Genomic DNA, 18,507 nt, shown 5'->3' on the forward strand with positions numbered 1-18,507 from the left:
TCCGCCACTTGCCCTCGCGAAAGCGTTCTCCCGATCCGGCTGCGGCCGGATTTTTCCGTTGTTGTCGAGGGTTATGCGGGAGGGGCTGAGCACTGGCGCTGCCGCCAAGAGCCCCGGAAGCAGTCTCTCAGGGCCAATATTCTCCGGACCTGTTGCCTGCGGTGATTTGGTGAATTTCGCCCAATGCGCTGAAAGGTAAGGATTTTCTGCCGCGCACAGCCTGTTGTGTTTCGAGAATCCAACCGGGCGGCGCCCGGAACCCACATCCAAATTCCGTCAGCCGTTGAACCGGTTCTCATTGTGCCATTGGAGAAAAGCGGGATCCGGTCGGGCGCCCTCGTCAGTAGGCAGCGAGATACTCCGGCCATGAAGCTCGTAGTAGTGTCGACCATTATCGAACTCTTCTCTTATCCTGCGGCTCACTTCAAAGCGGTTCTCCGGGGTCACAGTCACGTACCCGCCGTCAAATAGGCTATGAATGTCTCGCCTCAGAAGAAGGCCGTTCTTGGCTTCGTGTCCTCCCCCTTCCCCGTATGGACGAATATGAGCCGCCTCCAGAGCCGGTAGAGTGCGCTCTTGTGTTATGGCGCACCTACGCTGGTATAGGTCGGTCACGAGCACGCGGAAGGCTCCTTGGCCGAGACGCGGGCGGATCAGCTGCGGATCGCCGTACCGCGCTCGGTCTTCGGCCATACCGACAAATTGCTGCCGATTCATTCGGTCGTTCACCGCATTCCACAGAGCCAGGCCTTCAGCGTCTCCGGTGCTGTACGTCTTGAACGAAACGATATTTGGTGCCCAGCTTCGCGGGACGGGGATCCAGTCGGCCTCACGGAAGAAGAACGGCTGCGTGAGGATCCGGCAACCGATTTGAAAGTCACTTCGGTCCGACGGGTCGCTCCTGCGATAGCGTGCGATACGGGCTCGCATCTCCTGTGCCGACCGAGCACCATTTGCAACGCCAAAAGCTTCCCAGGCCAGCGAGCATGGCAGAGCATTGGCGTACGTGAACACGCCGCCACCGACGATCACGTTGCGGGGTGCGTGTAGCTTGAAGAGAAAGAGCTCGCCGGATCGTAGTGCCCGGAAGTTCGCCGCTGACGGTGCCCAGAAGTTGACCTCGCCAAGGTTGGGGTGCTGGCGCAACATCTCGAACCAGTCTCCGTCTGTGACTGCGATCACGAGGTTGACGGCCATCACTCGCTACCACTGCCTGGCTGAATGACGGCCCTAGGCGCCAAATCAAATATCGTTAAGGGACTGTAAATGATGCGATTTTTCTCGAAGCCGGCACTGGGGTCATGCTTGGTGGACGCCGGAGGTCCTTGACAATCAGGCCCAGATGCGCCATGTTCGCGTTGTCTCACCTGCCATGTGTAGGAGGAGCATTCGAGGCCGCCTAGGTTCGCTTGGGCGGCTTCAGCCGTTCTAGGGGTTGGCGCGGCGGAACGCATCTCGCTCCTTTCTGAGCTGCGCGATACGCCCACTTTTCTCCGTGCAATAGGCCGTTCTCAAGAGCCAGTAGCCTTGGCGCTGCCCTAGAACGACCAGATATTCCTCGCGAAACCAGAGCAGCGTGTTGGTCTCGGTGCCGCGGGTGTTCTGCCACATGTCGATCTCGACGTGAGACGCCGCATTCTCGATCACCCAGCGCACCCACCGAATACGCTCGCATCGGCGCAGGTCGGGCATGCGGTCATCTTCAACCCGTCCCTCCTGAACCAAGTGCCAGAACGAAGCCCATCGGTCCGCCGCCTCCGGTAATCGGCGGCAATTCACCCGATCTCCGCGAAAGGTAAGCTCGCCGCGCGCAATCTCGGCAATGAAGATGCGGTGGAGCTCGGCTTCATATGCGGGCCAGTCGCCCCCAAGCGCGGCGAACGGCAGTAGATCGGGCGGGTTCATCCAGCCGCCTCCCGCGCCCGCCACACGAGAATGTTGAATTTCGTTGCCGTGAACGTGGAAGTGCGGATCAGAAGATTTTGCCCGAGCCGCTCACGCAGCCTAGCCGCAACTGCCGTCTTTGCCGGGCTCGTTGTGAGGCCACGGTTCGCATACGTTAGCGCTCCGACAACAAGGTCGGCAACCTGGAGCAGCTCGCTTTCGTGGCTGCGAACCTGCTGGACGCGCTGGATCGCCTCCCGGTCGAAGTCATAAAGACTGTTGGCCAGGACCTCATGCAGCTTCCGGGTTTTCGGCCCGCCGCGTGTGTCCTTTACGTCCAGGTAGATGCGATATCGATGCGGTGCGCAGAAGATGGGGCGCAGCATTGTGAAATACATCTTGTAGTACCAGTCGTCGTGTGACTGGTCGAAGCGCGCGTGGTCCAGCAAGCTCTTGTCCGGAACGACGAGGCCACGGAACCGAAGCCGCTCATCGTTCAAGAACAGGTCAATCAGAGCCAAGTAGAAATCGGCCTTGGCTGGCGAGACTTTTGTCCATTTCGCCTCGAAATCATGCGCAAGCCCATGGTCGGCCTTCAGCGCCCGCACTGCTTCGGAAATGGCGCGGCTGGCGTCGGCGGGGCAATAGACGGCACCCCAAGCCATTACAGGCACGCCGTCGTGCTCGAGATGGCAGCTTTCGTCGCAATAGACGTTGAACAGGCGTGGCTCCGTCATTCCGCCGCTTCCTTCTCATGCATCGATGCCGGGTCCAGCGCGTCGGCGAGAAGGGCTTCGAGGAGGCGCGCTCGAGTGGAGTCGGCGGTGGCGAGGGCGGTCGCCAGCCGATCGCAGAGGGCCATGAGGGCATCGACCTTGGCCACGATGCGATGTTGTTCGGCGAGAGGTGGGAGGGGGATTGGCAAGGAGCGTAGGATACCCTGATTGATTTTCGGCATCGTTTGCTGCGCCCCAGTCGCATTCGCGCTCAGGAAATGGCGAGCGAACGGAGCAATGCACCATAGATGCGCGAAACGTATGTCCACGTGCGGCGAGACCTTCACGCGCATTATCAGATCGGGAAACAGGAACGTTTCGGGCGGACCATCATAGATCGCAGCCATTCCGACATATTCCCGAGTGTTGCCTCGCTGAAACAAAAGGTCGCCCGGCTCGAGCCAATAGCGCGCAGCGTCTGCCAGACTCACATCAACATTCTTGAATTGCTGGGCATCGAAGGCGCCGCTTGTGGTCGCCGTGAGCGTTATCGCTTTCGGCGCGTCTTTTCTTTCCGACTTGCGCGGCGAGAGTCCGTTCTGAGGGCCATCCGTGAGGACCCCGTCCAGCGATTGCCAAATCCAATGTGATGGTATCGAGAAGTCCACCAGCGTCATATCAGGTTCGGCGCGCTGCTTCTTCGCCGCCTCCTGCTCCGACCAGATCCTTTCGACGAGGCTTGAGACAGGTTCGTCGGTGGTATCCTGGTCCACAAGTTTGCCGTGGACGGCGAGGTTGAGGATGGTCTGTCGGAGGGGTTTGATCTGGTCTGGGCGGGTGGTGAGGGCGGGGAGCGTGGCGAGGGCGAAGCGGGCGTTGGCTGGGAAGTCGGCTGGATCGGCGTCGGGCCCCGTATCAGAGGCAGTCAGGCGGGCGAGGCTGGCGGTGGTCAGCCGGTCGCGGGTCGCCTCGCGCTGCCCGCGCGCCGCCTCCAGCCGATCCAGCAGCGCCATCAGCTCCTCCACCTTCGCAACGATCCGCCGCTGCTCGGCAAGGGGTGGGAGGGTTAGCGCAACAGCTTCTAGCTTTGGCTTCGTGATGTGTTGGAGACCGACACCGCCATGAGCCTGCTCAATCAGTTCCAGCAGGCGAGAGTTGATGGCGATCTTGAGGAAAGCCTTCTCGAACGCCTCGCCAAGCAGCACGGCTTTGAAGATATGCTGGTTCAGCACCGCTGGACCGCGGTCCCAGATATGGGCACCGAACGACGTTCCGGGGGTGCCCGACCAACTGATTAGAAAGTCGCCTGTGTCGATTAGGAACCTGGGCCTGACGTCACCGTCAAAGCGATTGAATGGTGCCGAAGCGTTGTTCAAGTTTTGGATTCGGACGATGGGCAAACCCTCTTGCGTCCAATCGGATGGCTTGAAAGCGCGCCCGTTGATGAGGTCCATGGCTTCGCCAAGTCTTACCAGCGCCCAGTTCGATGGCACGTCGAATGGCACATCCTCGGCTGACACCTTCGGCCATTTCACGATCTTCTTGATTTCTCCGGACGCCAGGCGGGCTTTCCAGGCATCAGCAATCTGCTTCAGTAGGACGGCCCCTTGCCCCTCGCTTGTATCGTGCGGCACAAGCTTCCCCCGCACGGCGAGGTCCAGCACGAAGCGTCGCAGGCGTGGAACCGCGTCGGGCGCCTCGGCCACCTTTTCGTAGAGGGCGAGCAGCCGTTCCGCGTTCATCGCGCCAGCGCCTCTGACAGGATCGCCTTCAACTGGTCGCGGAGCGCCGCCACCTCGGCCTCTGCGTTTGTCAGATCCTCCAGCAGCGTCTCTGGGTCGCCGTGATCTTCGGCCACCGTGTGCGGGTTCTTGATGTCGAGGTTGTAGCCGCGGGCCTTCACCTCCTCTGCGCTGACCTTCCAGGCGCGCTCGGTCTCCACCCGCCCCTCGCGGCGCGGCCCGCCCCACCAGGCGGCGCAGTCGGCCAGATGCTCCAGCCGGATGGGCCGGGTCATGGAATAGGCCTTCTGCCCCTCGGGTACCCGATGCTCCCAGAACCAGATGTCCCGCGTCGGCGCGCCCTTCTCGAAGAACAGCAGATTTGTGCCGATCGAGGCGTAGGGACGGAAGACCGAGTTCGGCAGGCGTACGATGGTGTGGAGGTTGCACTCCTCCATCAGGTGCTCCTTGAGCCGGGTCTTGACGCCCTCGCCGAACAGCGAGCCGTCAGGCAGGACCACGGCCGCGCGGCCGTTCGTCTTCAGCAGGCGGATGATTAGGGCAAGGAAGAGGTCGGCGGTCTCGCGGGTGCGGAAGTGCTGCGGGAAGTTGGACTCGATGCCGTCTTCCTCGCGCCCGCCGAAAGGCGGGTTGGTCAGCACGATGTCCACACGGTCGGACGCGGTGTAGCTGATGTAGGGGCGGGCCAGCGTGTTGTCGTGGCGCACGAAGGACGGGTCCTCGATGCCGTGCAGCAGCATGTTGGTGACGCAGAGCATGTGGGGAAGCTGCTTTTTCTCCACCGCGCGGAGGGCGCCCTGCATCGTCTCGCGCTGCGCAGGCGTGCGGACGTATTTCTCCTCCATGTGGCGGATGGAACAGGTCAGGAAGCCGCCAGTGCCGCAGGCGGGGTCGAACAGCGTCTCGCCCGGATGGGGGTCGACCATCTGGACCATGAAGGCGGTCACGGCGCGGGGCGTGTAGTATTCGCCCGCATTGCCCGCCGATTGCAGGTCGTTGAGCAGCTGCTCGTAGAACTCGCCGAAGTGGCGACGTTCGTCGAGGTTGTTGAAATCAACCTGATTGATCTTGTTGACAACCTGCCGTAGCAGCTGGCCGGATTTCATGTAGTTGTAGGCATCCTCGAACACGTCGCGCACGACGCGGCGGCGATCGCCCGGCTTGGCTGAGACCTGGAGGCCCTTGAGGGCGGGAAACAGCTCATCGTTGACGAAATCGAGCATGGCCTGCCCGGTGATGCCCTCGGGGTCCGCCGCCCAGTTCCGCCACTGGAAACGCTCGTGGATCGGCGAGCGGTAATCGTCGCGCGTGATTTCGAGTTCCTGATCCTGGTCGTCGATGATCTTGAGGAAGAACAGCCATGTGAGCTGGCTAATGCGCTGGGCATCGCCATCGACGCCTACGTCCTGGCGCATGATGTCCTGAATGGATTTGACGGTGGTACGGACGATCATGGTTCAGGCGGTCTCCTGGTAGAGTGCGTCCTGCAATTCATGGACGGCCTTCTCGAAGCCCGCCTTGCCGCCGAACGCGTTGATGAGTTGAACGACGCTGCCCATGTCGGTGAAGGGGGTCACCTTCAGCACATTGGCGTCGTCGAGATTGAGCACGCCCTCGTCGCGGTACTTCTCCAGCAGGGCATCGAGGACGGCGCGAGCTTGCGGCCCGTACTTGGTGAACACGTCACGCTTCTTCACGTTCTCGGCCCGTTCTCGGCGCGTGAGGGGCTTGGCGTCGAAGGCGACATGGCAGATCAGGTCGAACGGATCGAGATTCTTGCCAAGCTCGTCAGCGATGGCATCGAGGGCTAAACCTTCTGCCTCCAGTTCCTCGACGATGGCCTGCTTGCGCTCGGCGGCGTTCCAGCGTTTCAGAAACTCGTCGAGGCTGGCGAAGCGTTTCCTCAGGGCGTTCTTGGTGAAATCGCGCAGGGATTCGGTGACAAGCTTGCCGTTCTCGTCGAGGTATTCCACCCGCTCGGCGATGATGCGGGCGCCGACGCCATCGACGTAGATCTTGCGGACCGGATCGCCCGGCGGCAGCGGCAGGCCGGGCTGATCGACGATGGTCTCGTCCTCACCCGGCGTCGGCGGGATCGCGTCCTCGCCCTCGGGCGTTGCTGGTTCCTCGTCGGGCGGCGTCATCGGGTCATCCGCGCCTGGCGAGTAGATCTGCACGGGATCGCCGTCGAAGTCCGGGTCAGCGAAATGCGCTGTCGCGCCACGGAAATCGATCAGCGTGAAATAGAACTTCCTGGTGTCCTCGTGCACGCGGGTGCCGCGCCCGACGATCTGCTTGAACTCGGTCATCGAGCCGATTTCACGGTCGAGCACGATCAGGCGGCAGGTCTGCGCATCAACGCCGGTGGACAGCAGGCGTGAGGTCGTGACCAAGACGGGCCACTTCGATTCCGGGTCGATGAAGTTACCAAGCTGGTCCTGGCCCTCCTTGTCGCTGCCGGTGATGCGCATGACGTAGCGCGCGTTCTCGGTCACCAGGTCGGAGTTCTCGTTGATCAGCGCCTGACGCATGCGGGCTGCGTGTTCCTGATCGACGCAGAACACGATGGTCTTCTGGTAGCGGTCGCCGCTTTCCTTGAGGAAGGCCGTGATCTTTTTCGCCGTCAGAAGGGTGCGGTCGTCCAGAACCAGCGTGCGGTCGAAATCCTTGGCGTTGTAGATGCGGTCCTCGACCTCGTTGCCGTCGCGGTCCAGCTGGCCTTTCTCGGGCCGGTAGCCTTCTACGTCACGGTCGATGTGAACTTTGATGACCTTGTAGGGAGCCAGAAATCCGTCGCTGATCCCCTGCTTCAGCGAATAGGTGAATACAGGCTCGCCGAAATATTCCGTGTTGGAGACATATTCCGTCTCCTTCGGCGTGGCGGTCAGGCCGATCTGCGTCGCACCGGAAAAATGGGTCAGGATTTCACGCCAGGCGGAATCCTCGGCGGCGCTGCCGCGATGGCATTCGTCGATCACGATCAGATCGAAGAAGTCCTTCGAGAACTCCTTGAACAGCTTCTGGCGCTCTTCCGGCCCGGTGATCGCCTGATAGAGGCCGAGATAGACCTCGAAGGCGGTGTCGATGCGCCGTTTCCTGTCGAGCGCCAGCGTCAGGTCGACCGAGGTGCCGTCCTGCCGTTCGATGGTCTTGGCATTGGTTGAAAGCTTTGCCATTGCCGCGCCAAAGGGGCGGAAGTCGTTCACCATCGTCTGGTCGATCAGCACATTACGGTCGGCGAGGAACAGGACGCGCTTGTTGCCTTCGGGGTTCCAGCGCCGTGATTTCCATAGGCGCCAGATGATCTGGAACGCGGTGTAGGTCTTGCCCGTGCCGGTCGCCATGACCAGCAGCACCCGGTCCTGGCCCTTGGCGATGGCCTCGATCGCCGCGTTGACCGCGTTGACCTGGTAGTAACGCGGCTCCTTGCCGCTGCCGTCGTCGTGGTAGTCCTGAAGAACAATCTCTTCAGATTCGCCATCGAGTCCTCTCCAGGCGCGATAGCGCGCCCACAGGTCAGCGGGCGACGGGAAGGCGTCGAGACCAAGGTTCAGCTCGCGCGGCGAACTGGCGCCGGTGCGGTCATGGAATACGAAGCCGTCGCCGTTCGAACTGAAGACGAAGGGGATCTTCAGCGTTTCGGCATAGTCGAGCGCCTGCTGCATGCCGTCGCCGACGCTGTGGGAGTTGTCCTTCGCCTCGATCAGGGCGATCGGAATGTTCGGCTTGTAGTAGAGAACAAAGTCGGCCTTCTTCGCCTTGCCGCGCGTCACCAGCTTGCCGCGCACGATGATGCGGCCCTTGGTGAAATAGACCTCCTCCCGAACCTGCACCATCTCGTCCCAGCCTGCGCGCTTGACGGCAGGCAGGATGAACTTGGTGCAGATATCGCGCTCGGTGAGGCTTCGCTTGTCCATACCGGTCAGCCGCCCCCTTGTTCTTCGTTACTTGAAGCTGCTTCACCGGCGAAATTTTTTTCCTGCACGTCCAACCTCTTCAGACGCTCATACTCTTCGACTGCAAGTACGACGACGACGGGCCGGCCGTGCTTCGCCACCGCAACTGGCTCGGCTCGAGCGAGATCGATCAGTCGTCCGAATCCGTACTTCGCGTCTTTCGCGCTCAAGGTCTGCATTCGACTCCCCGCCTATGCCTGCATCACTTTTGGCCAATTTGGCCCAATGAAGCAATAGCAGCAGTGGCGTCAGATGTATGGAGTAGGTGTTCAGGTACCGAGGAAAGTGTTCTTCTGCTCGATCCAGCTGATCGGGAACGGGTCCATAAGTCGCGCGAGCGTAACGGCATCGCCCTGACGTCCGTCGAGAACCGCCTCAATGATGCCAGGCTCAAGCTGCGTCAGGCGCAGGAGGCGCGTCATATAGGACGTCGCGATCCCCTCGCGTTCAGCCAGTTCGGCGATGGTGGTGAACTCACCCGATTCCAGCATGCGCTTCCACCGGAAGGCACGCGCCAGCGCCTTAACCAGTGTGTTGTCCGGCGCTCGCGGCGCTGTGGTGCCCACAGGCAACTGCATCTCTTTCCGCCCGCCCCGCTTCACGATGCGGAATGGGACATGGATGGTCAGGCTGTCCGGGATCGGCGTGCCGCGGGTCATGCAGCCGCTCCCATGTGTCCAGCCAGCATCTCGCGCGTGAGACCGCCGAGCCCATCAATACGGAGCCGGACGTTGAGCCCACCCGTGCCGATGTCCACGCGCTCGACCAGCAGCGCCACGATGCGTGCCTGTTCGGCGGGGAACAGTTCGTCCCACAGCGGGTCGAGCTGCTGAAGCGCTGCCCGTGCGTCGGCCTCGGTGATCTCCTCGTCCTGTGTTCGACCCGCTCTCAACGTGCCCGCCACGATCTCGGGCTGGCGAAAGACGGCGCGAAGCTGGTCGATCACCGCCGCCTCGATATCGCCCGCGGGCACGCGGCCTACCGGGCACGACCCAGCGCCATGCTTCAGCACCGTCTGGCTGACATAATAACGGTAGAGCCTGTCGCCCTTGCGCGTATGCGTCGGTGAGAACGCCGCGCCATCGGGTCCGAACAGCAGTCCCTTCAGCAACGCGGGCGTGTCGGAGCGGGTGCGGGCGGCGCGCTTGCGGGGACTGTCTTGCAGGATGGCATGAACGCGGTCCCATGTCTCGCGGTTGATGATCGCGTCGTGCTCGCCGGGATAGCTGTCGCCCTTGTGGACCGCCTCGCCGATGTAGGCGCGGTTACTGAGCATCCGGTAGATGTACTTCTTGTCGATCCGGTTGCCGCGCGGCGTCCGGATGCCGCGTGCGCCGACCTCTCGCGCCAGGTCCGTGCAGGACCCGATCTCAAGGAAGCGCGCGAAGATCCATCGAACGTGCTCGGCGTGCTCTTCGTCCACAACCAGCTTCCGGTTCTCGACGCGATAGCCGAAGGGCGGCACCCCGCCCATCCACATGCCCTTCTTCCGGCTGGCGGCGACCTTGTCGCGGATGCGCTCGGCCGTCACCTCGCGTTCGAACTGGGCGAAGGACAGCAGGATGTTCAGCGTCAACCGTCCCATCGACGTGGTGGTGTTGAACGACTGCGTCACCGAGACGAAGGTCACGCCGTTGCGGTCGAACACCTCGACCAGCTTGGCGAAATCGGCCAGCGAGCGGCTGAGCCGGTCGATCTTGTAGACCACGACTACGTCGACCAGCCCGTCCTCGATGTCCTCCAGCAGCCGTCGGAGGCCGGGGCGTTCCAGCGTTCCACCCGAGATGCCGCCGTCGTCATACTGATCGCGGACCAGTACCCAGCCCTCGGACCGCTGGCTGGCGATGTAAGCTTCGCAGGCCTCGCGTTGGGCATGGAGGCTGTTGAACTCCTGCTCCAGCCCTTCCTCGGAGGACTTCCGGGTGTAGACGGCACACCGTAGCTTGCGGACGACCTTCGATTTTTCCGGCGGCTTCGTCATGTCCGCCCCCTGTGGTTCTTGAGCCCGAAGAACACCCAGCCGTTCCAGCGCGTGCCGGTGATCGCGCGGGCGATGGCGGACAGCGACTTGTAGGGCCGACCCTGCCATTCGAAGCCGTCGGCGGTGACGGTGACGATCTGCTCGACGCCCTGCCATTCGCGCAGGAGACGCGTGCCAGTGATCGGGCGGTCACGGTCGGAACGGATGCTGCGCTTCGTCCTGTCGCCGCCGTCCAGTTCCTCGCCCAGCCGTTCCAGCCGCCGGACCGTTTCGGGCTTCAGCCCGCCATAGGCCAGTTCCTGGATGCGGTAGGCCAAGCGGGACTCGAGGTAGCGCCGGTTGAACGGCGGCGGCTCGCTGTCGAACAGGTCGCGCCACTGTTGTTTCAGGTCGGGCGTCGGCGTGGTCTTGAGCGCGGCCAGGCGCGCGGGGATGGGATCGGGCTTGTTCATGCATTTCTCCGTTGAGTTGGAGTTGCATGACGGCATTGGTCGAGCGAATAGTGTAGGCAACTTTCTCCAGTACCGTCAGATACTTCGCCCGTCTCCCGCAACCGGAACCGAACCAGCCCGAGGGCCAGCAGGCCGCACAGCTCAGCACGTCGCTCTGCTGGCGTCATCTGGTCGGGCGGCAGCGGATTGGGGCGTTTCATGTGGTGCGAGTCCGGTCAGCAGTGGCTTCATTGTTGAAAAGCCATCTGGGCTCGGCGACTGGGACACGCTGTAGCAAAACTTGCGAGCCGGGCTCCCGATCGGCTTTACTACAGCAGCAGGAAGCAGTCTTGAGAGGATTTGGTTATGAGTCGGAAATACCAGAATATTGGCCGTGAGACTCTCGAGATCGTTGAAATCACACCTCTCCCTCTGCTTCAGGAGATTATCGATTTTCGGGAAGCCGAATCCGAACCGTCCTTGGGGATTGAGTTGCCCATTGTCGAAGACGACGACGATGTTCGGATTGCTGCCCTTGAGCAGTTGAATGAGGGCGCGGCCGAAGCCCTGCGCCCCCTCGAAGACCGGTGCCGGCGGATCAGGAGGCTTTCGATTGGGAAGGGACCGACGTCACTGGAACACGTTGCCAAGCAGCGGCTCTCTCATGAAGAATATGAAACGTTTGTCAATGAGCCGAATGAATTGTGCCGCAGCATCTGGGTTTACCTGCGCTACCCAGAAGAATTCGAAGATGCTGAAGCCTTTTATGCCGCACGCCAGTATCGTGATCATGGCAAGATGTATGACTCGTTTGAAGCAGATGTCGAAGGGACGATCGCGGACGCCGCCGGTGCCATTGACCAAGATGCCTTAGCCTCTTTGCTGACGGCTCGACTGGAACTTCCGTCAAAGGTTTCCATTCGTACCTTGGATTTGCCGAAGACAGCGAACCATCCGGCATCTGTTATGGTAATCGTTCGCCATGCCGGTCCGTTGTCCAGTGTCTTCAGTCATAGGGACAACGGAATGCGGGGTACGATCTACTATCGGCCTCCAAACGAAGCCACGTTGATTTGGACACCGGACGACAAGGTCATGGAAATCTGCGGTCCGAGCCCACAGGTCCGCAAGAAGGTAGGGGATGGATTTGCCGAAGTGGTGCTTGGGGCGGATCTATCAAAGAAGCCCCTGAATTGGCGTCACTACGATCTGTCGCCATTCCATGAATCGCTTAGCCTAACGTTGCCTCCATGGGACGACGTGGAAATCTCGGCGGCACAACTGATCGAGGTGGAGATGCGCCTCGGCAGTTGGTCTCGCAGATTGTCGCTTCGCGTGACTATCGATGACGACATCGAGGACATCGCGAAGCGTTATCTCGGCGGCAGCGAGCTTCTCAAGCACGTGGAGGGATTCAGCCGCCTCATCGTCGCAGTTCGTTACAGCAGGACCGGCTACAAGAAACCGCGGTCGCTGGAAATCTCGTTCGGCGATCGAAGGTCAAATCTGCAAAGCAAGAGCGATCCGGACGAGCGCGATCTTGGCTACCGTTTGCTCCAATTCTGGGGTGTACTCAACCGCCTCCGCGAACTTGATCATAATGAAGTGGCGCAACTATTGCCGCATCTTCTGGAACTTCACGACTCGCCCGAGGATGACATCAGCGGCGGCCACCTCCGTCGGATTGGTCTTGACGCCAAACGTCTGCTCGATGCGGGCATCATCAGCTTGCGAAGTCGTCAGAACATCATCCTGATTGATGATGAGGACGACTTTGGCGATGTAGAAGTTGGGCCGGGCTCGAAGCCAACTGAAGCGACAGCCACCGGCAGCTTCGGGGAGGAACTTGGGGCTATTCCCCTCCATGATATGCGGCAGTACGTGATTAAGCGGGACTGGCTGGAAGAAACCCTTATCACCGCTTTGAAGCCGATGATCGGACGGTCATCCTTTGAGTCTCTGGATCCAGATCTCGGATATCTCGGTCGGTGGCGAGCAGAGGACTCTGACCTCCCTCTTTATTTCGCACGCCGTCTCGGACAGCCGCGGACGCTACAGCGATTGGATGTAACTCTTCGCAGTCGCCAGGACGCCGGCATTGGGATCGTACTGACGGCCGGACAGACCCCGTTCAAACATCTCGGACCAAATGTTGTGATTCCCTTGGCCGAGGCGCTTCACGAGGGTCGGGTCGATGATGAAGCCATGAGGAAGTTGCTGGATCGTTTCCAAGCCAACCGTTGGCTGGCGCTCGGTGGCGCTGAAGTTGCGCTGCCCAAATATGGTTCGCAATCGGCGATGCTATACATCCCTGGCAAAGCGCCACTCCCGGTCTCGGGCCACAAGCAGATGTCGATCCTGGATCGTCTCGTTGCCGCGCATAAGGCTGGGAGAGCGGATGTTCCAACCGGAGAGGTCATCGAAGGCACCGGCGTCGCCAGTCCGGCAGACGCTTGGCCATCAGCATCACGAAAGACTGTGGCCGGAGTTTACATTGAGAACAACCGTCGAGGCCACTGGCGGCTGAAGACCGACTGACCGTTCTGTTTCAGAGCCACAAGGTCGGACCCTCGTCCGAATTATCGCGGGGGACGGTCCGATATTTTGACGACGATTGAGGTGCTCCAAGCAATAGAGGAGCACTTCCATGCCGACTCCCTTCCCCTCGCGCCAGGCAGCCCCGACGAGCTGGACCGGCGCCGCGACGACCAAGCCCACCACCTCCAATGCGGAATGGCGCTGCACGCGCTGTGACAAGCTGCTCGGCGTCTGCCGGGACGGCCGCATGCACCTGCGCTTCGCGCGGGGGCACGAGTATCTCGTGGGCTTCCCGGTTCAGGCCACCTGCCGCGGCTGCGGCACGCTGAACAACGCGACCGCACCCGCGCGCTGACGCGCCCACTCACCCAACCCCCTGAAATCGCAGAGACGCGCGACGTCCTGACCTGGCCACGAGAAGGCGCCGGACGCCTGGCCGCAAGGCAGGCGTCCGATGTCCTTCGCGTGGCACGAGATCCGTGATCACCTCATGCATTCATCCACAAACCTTCACTTCCAGCGCAGTTTCGACGCCGTCCGGCGTGCGCAGGCCGCTCTCGCGCCGTTCCGGGACCCGGCGGCTCTGCTGGACGGGCTGCACCGCACGACCGGCGATCCGGCCCGGAAGAACGTGATCCTCTCTGCGCTGGTCGGGGCGGCGCAGGGCGACGGGCCCGCGTCCGACTGCGCCCTGACTCTCCTGCTGTTGGCGCTCTGGCCCGGCCTCGACGCCATCCGGCGCCGGTCGATCTGGCGCAGGATCGGCACCGCCGACGAGGTTGCGTCCGATGTTCTGGCGCGCACCACCGAGGCGGTCCGTGGGCTCGATCTCGGGCGCGTCAACTGGATCGCGGCCACGGTCCTGCGCAACGTCGAGCGCGACATGATCCGCGTGCGCCGGCGCGACCAGACACGCGAACATCTCGCCAGCGGCGCCGATCCCGACGAGGTGGCGGACAACGGTGACAGCGGGATCGGCGCGGCCGGGTACGCACGGCTGAACGGCGCCGTGCGGAAGCTGCTCGGCGATGACGCCCTGTTGGTGATCCGCGTGGCGATCGAGGGTTTCTCGCAGGCCGAGGTCGCCGTCGAACTGGGCCTGACCGAGGCCGCCGCCCGCAAGCGCTACCAGCGCGCCATGCGCCGGCTGCACGACGCCCTCGAGGAAATCCCTTGAACGGATGTCCCGATCCGGTCCCGCCGGTGGCTTTTTCCATTCGAGCGCCTCGAGCGCCTTCCCTCCAACCGAAAGCAGACATGCATGAACCGCACTGCCGATCTGTCGCTCGAGGATTTCAGGCGTCTTCCGGGGCTCTATCGCCGCTGGGAGCTGACCGAGGTCTGCGAGCCCAACCGCAACTATCAGATCGAGGACGCCGGCGCCCATGCCGACGGGACGCCGCTCTTGGCGATCTACGTCGCCGAGCCCGCGCCCGACGTCCGCGAGGCCGCCTGATGGGCCTCCTCGATCACATCATCTCACGGAGAACCGCCATGCCGGACCAGCCGGACGCCATCAGCCGTCTTCGCAAGGCGAGTTACGCGCTCGAAGACCTCCCCGCAACCATCGCCTTCCCGCAGCGAGCCGGTGACGAGCCGCGCGAGCCTTTGCCGGTCGTCGAGGCGACCGTCGACGAGATCGCCTTCGCGATCGTGGAAGCGGAACGCGAGAGCACGGCCGCCTACCGCCGCGCCGACGCGCTGAAGCGGCTCTACAAGCTCGCCCGCGAGGCGGGGTGCATCGGCGCAGATCGCGCCGCCGCTGCAGTGATGAAGAAGGAGGGCCAGTGATGGCCCTTCCCATCATCGGCGCCGACGAACGGCTCGCGCAGCGCAAGGGCATCAAGGGCGTCATCTTCGGACGGTCCGGCATCGGCAAGACCAGCCTGCTCTGGACGCTGAACGCTTCCACCACGCTCTTCCTCGATCTCGAGGCCGGGGATCTGGCGGTCGAGGGGCTGGAGATCGACACGCTCCGGCCCCGCACCTGGAAGGAGTGCCGGGATTTCGCGGTGTTCATCGGCGGGCCGAATCCGGCGCTGCGCGAGGACCAGCCCTACAGCCAGGCGCATTTCGACGAGGTCTGCGGGCGCTACGGCGATCCCACGGTGATCGGGAAATACGAGACCGTCTTCATCGACTCGATCACCGTGGCCGGTCGGCTCTGCTTCCAATGGTGCCGCGGCCAGCCCGAGGCGTTCTCGGAGAAGACCGGCAAGCCCGACATCCGCGGCGCCTACGGGCTGCATGGCCGCGAGATGATCGGCTGGCTGACCCATCTGCAGCACACGCGCGGCAAGCACGTCTGGTTCGTGGGCATCCTCGACGAGCGGCTCGACGACTTCAATCGCAAGGTTTTCCAGCCGCAGATCGACGGCTCGAAGACCGGGCTCGAACTGCCCGGGATCGTGGATCAGGTCATCACCATGGCCGACATCCCGGACCCCGGCGGCCAGCCGCAGCGCGCCTTCGTCTGTCAGACGCTGAACTCCTGGGGCTATCCGGCCAAGGACCGCTCGGGCCGTCTCGACATGGTCGAGGCCCCGCATCTCGGCCGGCTGATGGAGAAGATCCAGCGCCCCGCGGCGCCTGCCTCCGAACGCCTGACCTGGCCGCCGGTGACGCCCGCCGATCCCGCGCCCGCGCAGGAGCCCGGCCATGGCTGAGCGCCTCTCGCCACGCCCGGTGTCCCGATCCGGTCGCCGGGGTGGCTTTTCCCTTCTGACGCCGCTGCGCGTCCCATCCTCCAACTGAAAGGAGCCGCGCAATGTCCGGACCCTGGAACGACTTCAACTCCGCCCAATCGAACACCAACGTCATCCCGAAAGGCACGCTCGCCAAGGTGCGGCTCACCCTGCGCCCGGGCGGCTTCGACGACCCCTCGCAGGGCTGGACCGGCGGCTGGGCGCGCCGCGCCGCCACCGGCGCCGTCTATCTCGACGCCGAATACACGGTGCTTGAGGGGCCCTATGCCCGGCGCAAGGTCTGGTCGCTGATCGGCCTCTACAGCCCGAAGGGCCCGGACTGGGCCAACATGGGGCGCGGCCTGATCCGCGGCATCCTCAACTCGGCGCGCGGCGTGTCGGACAAGGACAACTCGCCCGAGGCGCAGGCCCGCCGCCGCATCAACGGCTTCGGTGATCTCGACGGCGTCGAGTTCGTCGCCCGCATCGACATCGGCACCGACACCAACGGCGAGGACAAGAACGAGATCCGCGCTGCCGTCACGCCCGACCATCGCGACTACGCCGCGCTGATGGGAACGGTCCCGCCGCAGTTCACCGCCGCCCCGGCGCAGGGCCACGCCTCGCAGCAGCCCACCACGCCCACCCAGCCCAGCCAGCCCGCGTCCGCTCCCGGCGCCGCCGGTCGGCCGAGCTGGGCGCAGTAAGGGGGAGACCGGCCATGCGCCTGCGCCCCCGCCAGAAGACCTTCGTCGAGCGCAGCGTGGCTGCGCTCGCTTCCCGCGGCAACACGCTGGGCGTGGCGCCCACTGGTGCTGGCAAGACCATCATGCTCTCGGCGGTCACCGGCGAGATGATCGGCGACGGCGCCAAGGCCTGCGTGCTCGCCCATCGCGACGAGCTGACGGCGCAGAACCGCGCCAAGTTCCAGCGCGTGGTGCCAGGCGTCGCCACCTCGGTCATCGACGCCACGGAGAAGTCCTGGAACGGCCAGGTCGCCTTCGCCATGGTGCCGACGCTGGCGCGGGCTTCGAACCTTGCCGACATGCCGCGTCTCGACCTGCTGGTCGTGGATGAGGCGCACCATGCCGTCGCCGACAGCTACCGCCGCATCATCGACCGGGTGCGCGAGGCCAATCCCGACGCCCGCATCTTCGGGGTCACGGCGACGCCGAACCGGGGCGACAAGAAGGGCCTGCGCGAGGTCTTCGACAATGTCGCCGACCAGGTGCGTTTGGGCGAGCTGATCGCCTCAGGCCACCTTGTGCCGCCGCGCACCTTCGTCATCGACGTGGGCGTGCAGGACGAACTGCGCTCGGTCCGCAAGACCATGTCGGATTTCGACATGGCGGAGGTGGCGGGCATCATGGACCGCGCCCCCGTCACCGACGAGGTGATCCGCCACTGGAAGGAAAAGGCGGGCGACCGGCAGACCGTGGTGTTCTGCTCCACCGTCGCGCATGCCGAACACGTCACCGACGCCTTCAGGGCGGCGGGCGTTTCCGCCGCGCTGATCCACGGCGATCTGGCGGCCGAGACGCGGAAGGCGATCCTCGCCGACTATGCGGCGGGCAGCATCCGCGTCGTGGTCAACGTGGCCGTCCTGACCGAGGGCTGGGACCATCCGCCCACCTCCTGCGTCGTGCTGCTGCGCCCCAGCTCCTACAAGTCCACCATGATCCAGATGGTCGGGCGCGGCCTGCGCACCGTCGATCCAGAGGAACATCCCGGCTTCGTCAAGACCGACTGCGTCGTGCTGGATTTCGGGACGTCGAGCCTGATCCACGGCACGCTGGAACAGGATGTCGATCTGGACGGCAAGACCGAGACCGGCGATGCGCCGACGAAGACCTGCACGGCCTGCGAGGCGGAGATTCCGCTGGCCGCCACAGAATGCCCGCTCTGCGGTGAGGCGTTCCCGCGCGAGGATCTGGATGCGGGCGAAGGCGGGGCCGCCGCGCCGCTCTCGGGCTTCATGATGACCGAGATCGACCTGCTGAAGCGGTCCAGCTTCGCGTGGGTCGACCTCTACGGCACGGACGACGCGCTGATGGCCACGGGCTTCGCCGCCTGGGGCGGCATCTTCTGGCTGGACGGGGTCTGGTACGCCATCGGCGGGGCGAAGGGCGAGCGCCCGCATCTGCTGGGCGTGGGCGAACGCACGGTCTGCCTCGCGCAGGCGGACGACTGGCTGAACACCCACGAGACCGACGAAAGCGCCTTCAAGACCCGCTCCTGGCTGCGCCAGCCGCCCACGGAAAAGCAGCTTCAGTACCTGCCGCCCGAGTGCCGGCACGACTTCGGGCTGACGCGCTACCGCGCCTCCGCGCTGATGACCTTCGGCTTCAACAAGCGCGCCATCCGCCAGCTGATCGACACGGCCGCCCGGCCCGAACGGAGGGCGGCATGACCCATGTCCACATCCACCCCCATCACGGCCGCGGACCGGCGGCGGCTCTGGCATCCGCGTGGGACGCTCTGTGCTGTCTGCCGGCAACCCACCCGTGGCTTTGGCTGGTTCGATCCGCACCGGTCGAAGCGGCGCCGGCCCTCGGTCTGGTTCTGCTCGATGCCC

General features: G+C 63.6%; 18 protein-coding genes. 8 read left to right on the plus strand and 10 right to left on the minus strand.

The genetic code is table 11. The annotated features are described in order from the left end of the window. Positions 1-276: 276 nt before the first annotated feature. The 10 genes from BU28_RS0114955 to BU28_RS0114995 all read right to left on the minus strand — a co-directional run bounded on the left by BU28_RS0114955 (position 277) and on the right by BU28_RS0114995 (position 10,731). Positions 277-1,197, minus strand: a complete 921-nt coding sequence (locus BU28_RS0114955; RefSeq protein ID WP_028720196.1) for an HNH endonuclease — start codon at positions 1,195-1,197, stop codon at positions 277-279. A gap of 231 nt (positions 1,198-1,428) precedes the next feature. After that, positions 1,429-1,905: a hypothetical protein gene (locus BU28_RS0114960; protein WP_028720197.1), complete on the minus strand. Its 477-nt coding sequence runs from the start codon at positions 1,903-1,905 to the stop codon at positions 1,429-1,431. Continuing rightward, positions 1,902-2,621 (minus strand): DUF3800 domain-containing protein, encoded by a 720-nt coding sequence (locus BU28_RS0114965; RefSeq protein ID WP_028720198.1) that lies wholly within the window; start codon positions 2,619-2,621, stop codon positions 1,902-1,904. The genes BU28_RS0114960 and BU28_RS0114965 overlap by 4 nt, the downstream gene beginning before the upstream one ends. Further along, the gene (locus BU28_RS0114970) at positions 2,618-4,342 is read right to left on the minus strand and encodes a restriction endonuclease subunit S (protein WP_036763059.1); all 1,725 of its coding nucleotides are present in this window, start codon (positions 4,340-4,342) and stop codon (positions 2,618-2,620) included. The genes BU28_RS0114965 and BU28_RS0114970 overlap by 4 nt, the downstream gene beginning before the upstream one ends. After that, positions 4,339-5,796, minus strand: coding sequence for a type I restriction-modification system subunit M (locus tag BU28_RS0114975; protein WP_028720200.1), 1,458 nt, complete (start codon positions 5,794-5,796; stop codon positions 4,339-4,341). The genes BU28_RS0114970 and BU28_RS0114975 overlap by 4 nt, the downstream gene beginning before the upstream one ends. Before the next feature lie 3 nt (positions 5,797-5,799). Beyond that, complete coding sequence (hsdR, locus tag BU28_RS0114980) at positions 5,800-8,259, minus strand: EcoAI/FtnUII family type I restriction enzme subunit R (protein WP_028720201.1); 2,460 nt, start codon at positions 8,257-8,259, stop codon at positions 5,800-5,802. A 5-nt stretch (positions 8,260-8,264) separates the two neighbouring features. Then, positions 8,265-8,477, minus strand: coding sequence for a type II toxin-antitoxin system Phd/YefM family antitoxin (locus tag BU28_RS24770; protein WP_081791406.1), 213 nt, complete (start codon positions 8,475-8,477; stop codon positions 8,265-8,267). 90 nt (positions 8,478-8,567) lie between these two features. Further along, positions 8,568-8,957, minus strand: a complete 390-nt coding sequence (locus BU28_RS0114985) for a hypothetical protein (protein ID WP_028720202.1) — start codon at positions 8,955-8,957, stop codon at positions 8,568-8,570. Further along, complete coding sequence (locus BU28_RS0114990; protein WP_028720203.1) at positions 8,954-10,279, minus strand: recombinase family protein; 1,326 nt, start codon at positions 10,277-10,279, stop codon at positions 8,954-8,956. Before BU28_RS0114990 ends, BU28_RS0114985 begins: the two co-directional genes overlap by 4 nt. Continuing rightward, positions 10,276-10,731, minus strand: coding sequence for a DUF2924 domain-containing protein (locus BU28_RS0114995; RefSeq protein WP_028720204.1), 456 nt, complete (start codon positions 10,729-10,731; stop codon positions 10,276-10,278). The genes BU28_RS0114990 and BU28_RS0114995 overlap by 4 nt, the downstream gene beginning before the upstream one ends. A gap of 345 nt (positions 10,732-11,076) precedes the next feature. Between BU28_RS0114995 and BU28_RS0115000 the strand changes: the two genes are divergently transcribed. From BU28_RS0115000 to BU28_RS0115035, 8 genes are all read left to right on the plus strand, one after another. Further along, a complete protein-coding gene (locus BU28_RS0115000; protein WP_028720205.1) occupies positions 11,077-13,248 on the plus strand; it encodes a hypothetical protein in 2,172 nt (723 codons plus the stop codon). A gap of 109 nt (positions 13,249-13,357) precedes the next feature. Beyond that, a complete protein-coding gene (locus BU28_RS23205; protein ID WP_036763062.1) occupies positions 13,358-13,603 on the plus strand; it encodes a hypothetical protein in 246 nt (81 codons plus the stop codon). 99 nt (positions 13,604-13,702) lie between these two features. Next, positions 13,703-14,425, plus strand: coding sequence for an RNA polymerase sigma factor (locus BU28_RS0115010; RefSeq protein WP_028720206.1), 723 nt, complete (start codon positions 13,703-13,705; stop codon positions 14,423-14,425). An 84-nt stretch (positions 14,426-14,509) separates the two neighbouring features. Next, entirely contained in the window at positions 14,510-14,704 is a 195-nt protein-coding gene (locus tag BU28_RS23210) for a hypothetical protein (RefSeq protein WP_018303655.1), read from the plus strand. Between the two features lie 38 nt (positions 14,705-14,742). Then, complete coding sequence (locus BU28_RS0115020) at positions 14,743-15,039, plus strand: hypothetical protein (RefSeq protein ID WP_028720207.1); 297 nt, start codon at positions 14,743-14,745, stop codon at positions 15,037-15,039. Then, entirely contained in the window at positions 15,039-15,914 is an 876-nt protein-coding gene (locus tag BU28_RS0115025) for an ATP-binding protein (protein WP_028720208.1), read from the plus strand. The genes BU28_RS0115020 and BU28_RS0115025 overlap by 1 nt, the downstream gene beginning before the upstream one ends. Positions 15,915-16,015: 101 nt before the next feature. After that, the gene (locus BU28_RS0115030) at positions 16,016-16,639 is read left to right on the plus strand and encodes a hypothetical protein (RefSeq protein WP_028720209.1); all 624 of its coding nucleotides are present in this window, start codon (positions 16,016-16,018) and stop codon (positions 16,637-16,639) included. Between the two features lie 14 nt (positions 16,640-16,653). After that, a complete protein-coding gene (locus tag BU28_RS0115035) occupies positions 16,654-18,342 on the plus strand; it encodes a DEAD/DEAH box helicase (protein WP_028720210.1) in 1,689 nt (562 codons plus the stop codon). Positions 18,343-18,507 lie beyond the last annotated feature (165 nt).

This window comes from Paracoccus yeei ATCC BAA-599 (assembly GCF_000622145.1).
In the GTDB taxonomy this organism is placed as follows: Bacteria; Pseudomonadota; Alphaproteobacteria; order Rhodobacterales; family Rhodobacteraceae; genus Paracoccus; species Paracoccus yeei.

What these genes read in the sequence shown, in the direction of transcription:
- BU28_RS0114985 (WP_028720202.1), bottom strand. Translation starts at nt 8,957, where the DNA reads ATGACCCGCGGCACGCCGATCCCGGACAGCCTGACCATCCATGTCCCA.
- BU28_RS0114970 (WP_036763059.1), bottom strand. Translation starts at nt 4,342, where the DNA reads ATGAACGCGGAACGGCTGCTCGCCCTCTACGAAAAGGTGGCCGAGGCG.
- BU28_RS0115025 (WP_028720208.1), top strand. Translation starts at nt 15,039, where the DNA reads ATGGCCCTTCCCATCATCGGCGCCGACGAACGGCTCGCGCAGCGCAAG.
- BU28_RS0115010 (WP_028720206.1), top strand. Translation starts at nt 13,703, where the DNA reads ATGTCCTTCGCGTGGCACGAGATCCGTGATCACCTCATGCATTCATCC.
- BU28_RS0114975 (WP_028720200.1), bottom strand. Translation starts at nt 5,796, where the DNA reads ATGATCGTCCGTACCACCGTCAAATCCATTCAGGACATCATGCGCCAG.
- BU28_RS23205 (WP_036763062.1), top strand. Translation starts at nt 13,358, where the DNA reads ATGCCGACTCCCTTCCCCTCGCGCCAGGCAGCCCCGACGAGCTGGACC.
- BU28_RS0114995 (WP_028720204.1), bottom strand. Translation starts at nt 10,731, where the DNA reads ATGAACAAGCCCGATCCCATCCCCGCGCGCCTGGCCGCGCTCAAGACC.
- hsdR (WP_028720201.1), bottom strand. Translation starts at nt 8,259, where the DNA reads ATGGACAAGCGAAGCCTCACCGAGCGCGATATCTGCACCAAGTTCATC.
- BU28_RS0114960 (WP_028720197.1), bottom strand. Translation starts at nt 1,905, where the DNA reads ATGAACCCGCCCGATCTACTGCCGTTCGCCGCGCTTGGGGGCGACTGG.
- BU28_RS0115030 (WP_028720209.1), top strand. Translation starts at nt 16,016, where the DNA reads ATGTCCGGACCCTGGAACGACTTCAACTCCGCCCAATCGAACACCAAC.
- BU28_RS23210 (WP_018303655.1), top strand. Translation starts at nt 14,510, where the DNA reads ATGAACCGCACTGCCGATCTGTCGCTCGAGGATTTCAGGCGTCTTCCG.
- BU28_RS0115000 (WP_028720205.1), top strand. Translation starts at nt 11,077, where the DNA reads ATGAGTCGGAAATACCAGAATATTGGCCGTGAGACTCTCGAGATCGTT.
- BU28_RS0114990 (WP_028720203.1), bottom strand. Translation starts at nt 10,279, where the DNA reads ATGACGAAGCCGCCGGAAAAATCGAAGGTCGTCCGCAAGCTACGGTGT.
- BU28_RS0115020 (WP_028720207.1), top strand. Translation starts at nt 14,743, where the DNA reads ATGCCGGACCAGCCGGACGCCATCAGCCGTCTTCGCAAGGCGAGTTAC.
- BU28_RS0115035 (WP_028720210.1), top strand. Translation starts at nt 16,654, where the DNA reads ATGCGCCTGCGCCCCCGCCAGAAGACCTTCGTCGAGCGCAGCGTGGCT.
- BU28_RS0114955 (WP_028720196.1), bottom strand. Translation starts at nt 1,197, where the DNA reads ATGGCCGTCAACCTCGTGATCGCAGTCACAGACGGAGACTGGTTCGAG.
- BU28_RS0114965 (WP_028720198.1), bottom strand. Translation starts at nt 2,621, where the DNA reads ATGACGGAGCCACGCCTGTTCAACGTCTATTGCGACGAAAGCTGCCAT.
- BU28_RS24770 (WP_081791406.1), bottom strand. Translation starts at nt 8,477, where the DNA reads ATGCAGACCTTGAGCGCGAAAGACGCGAAGTACGGATTCGGACGACTG.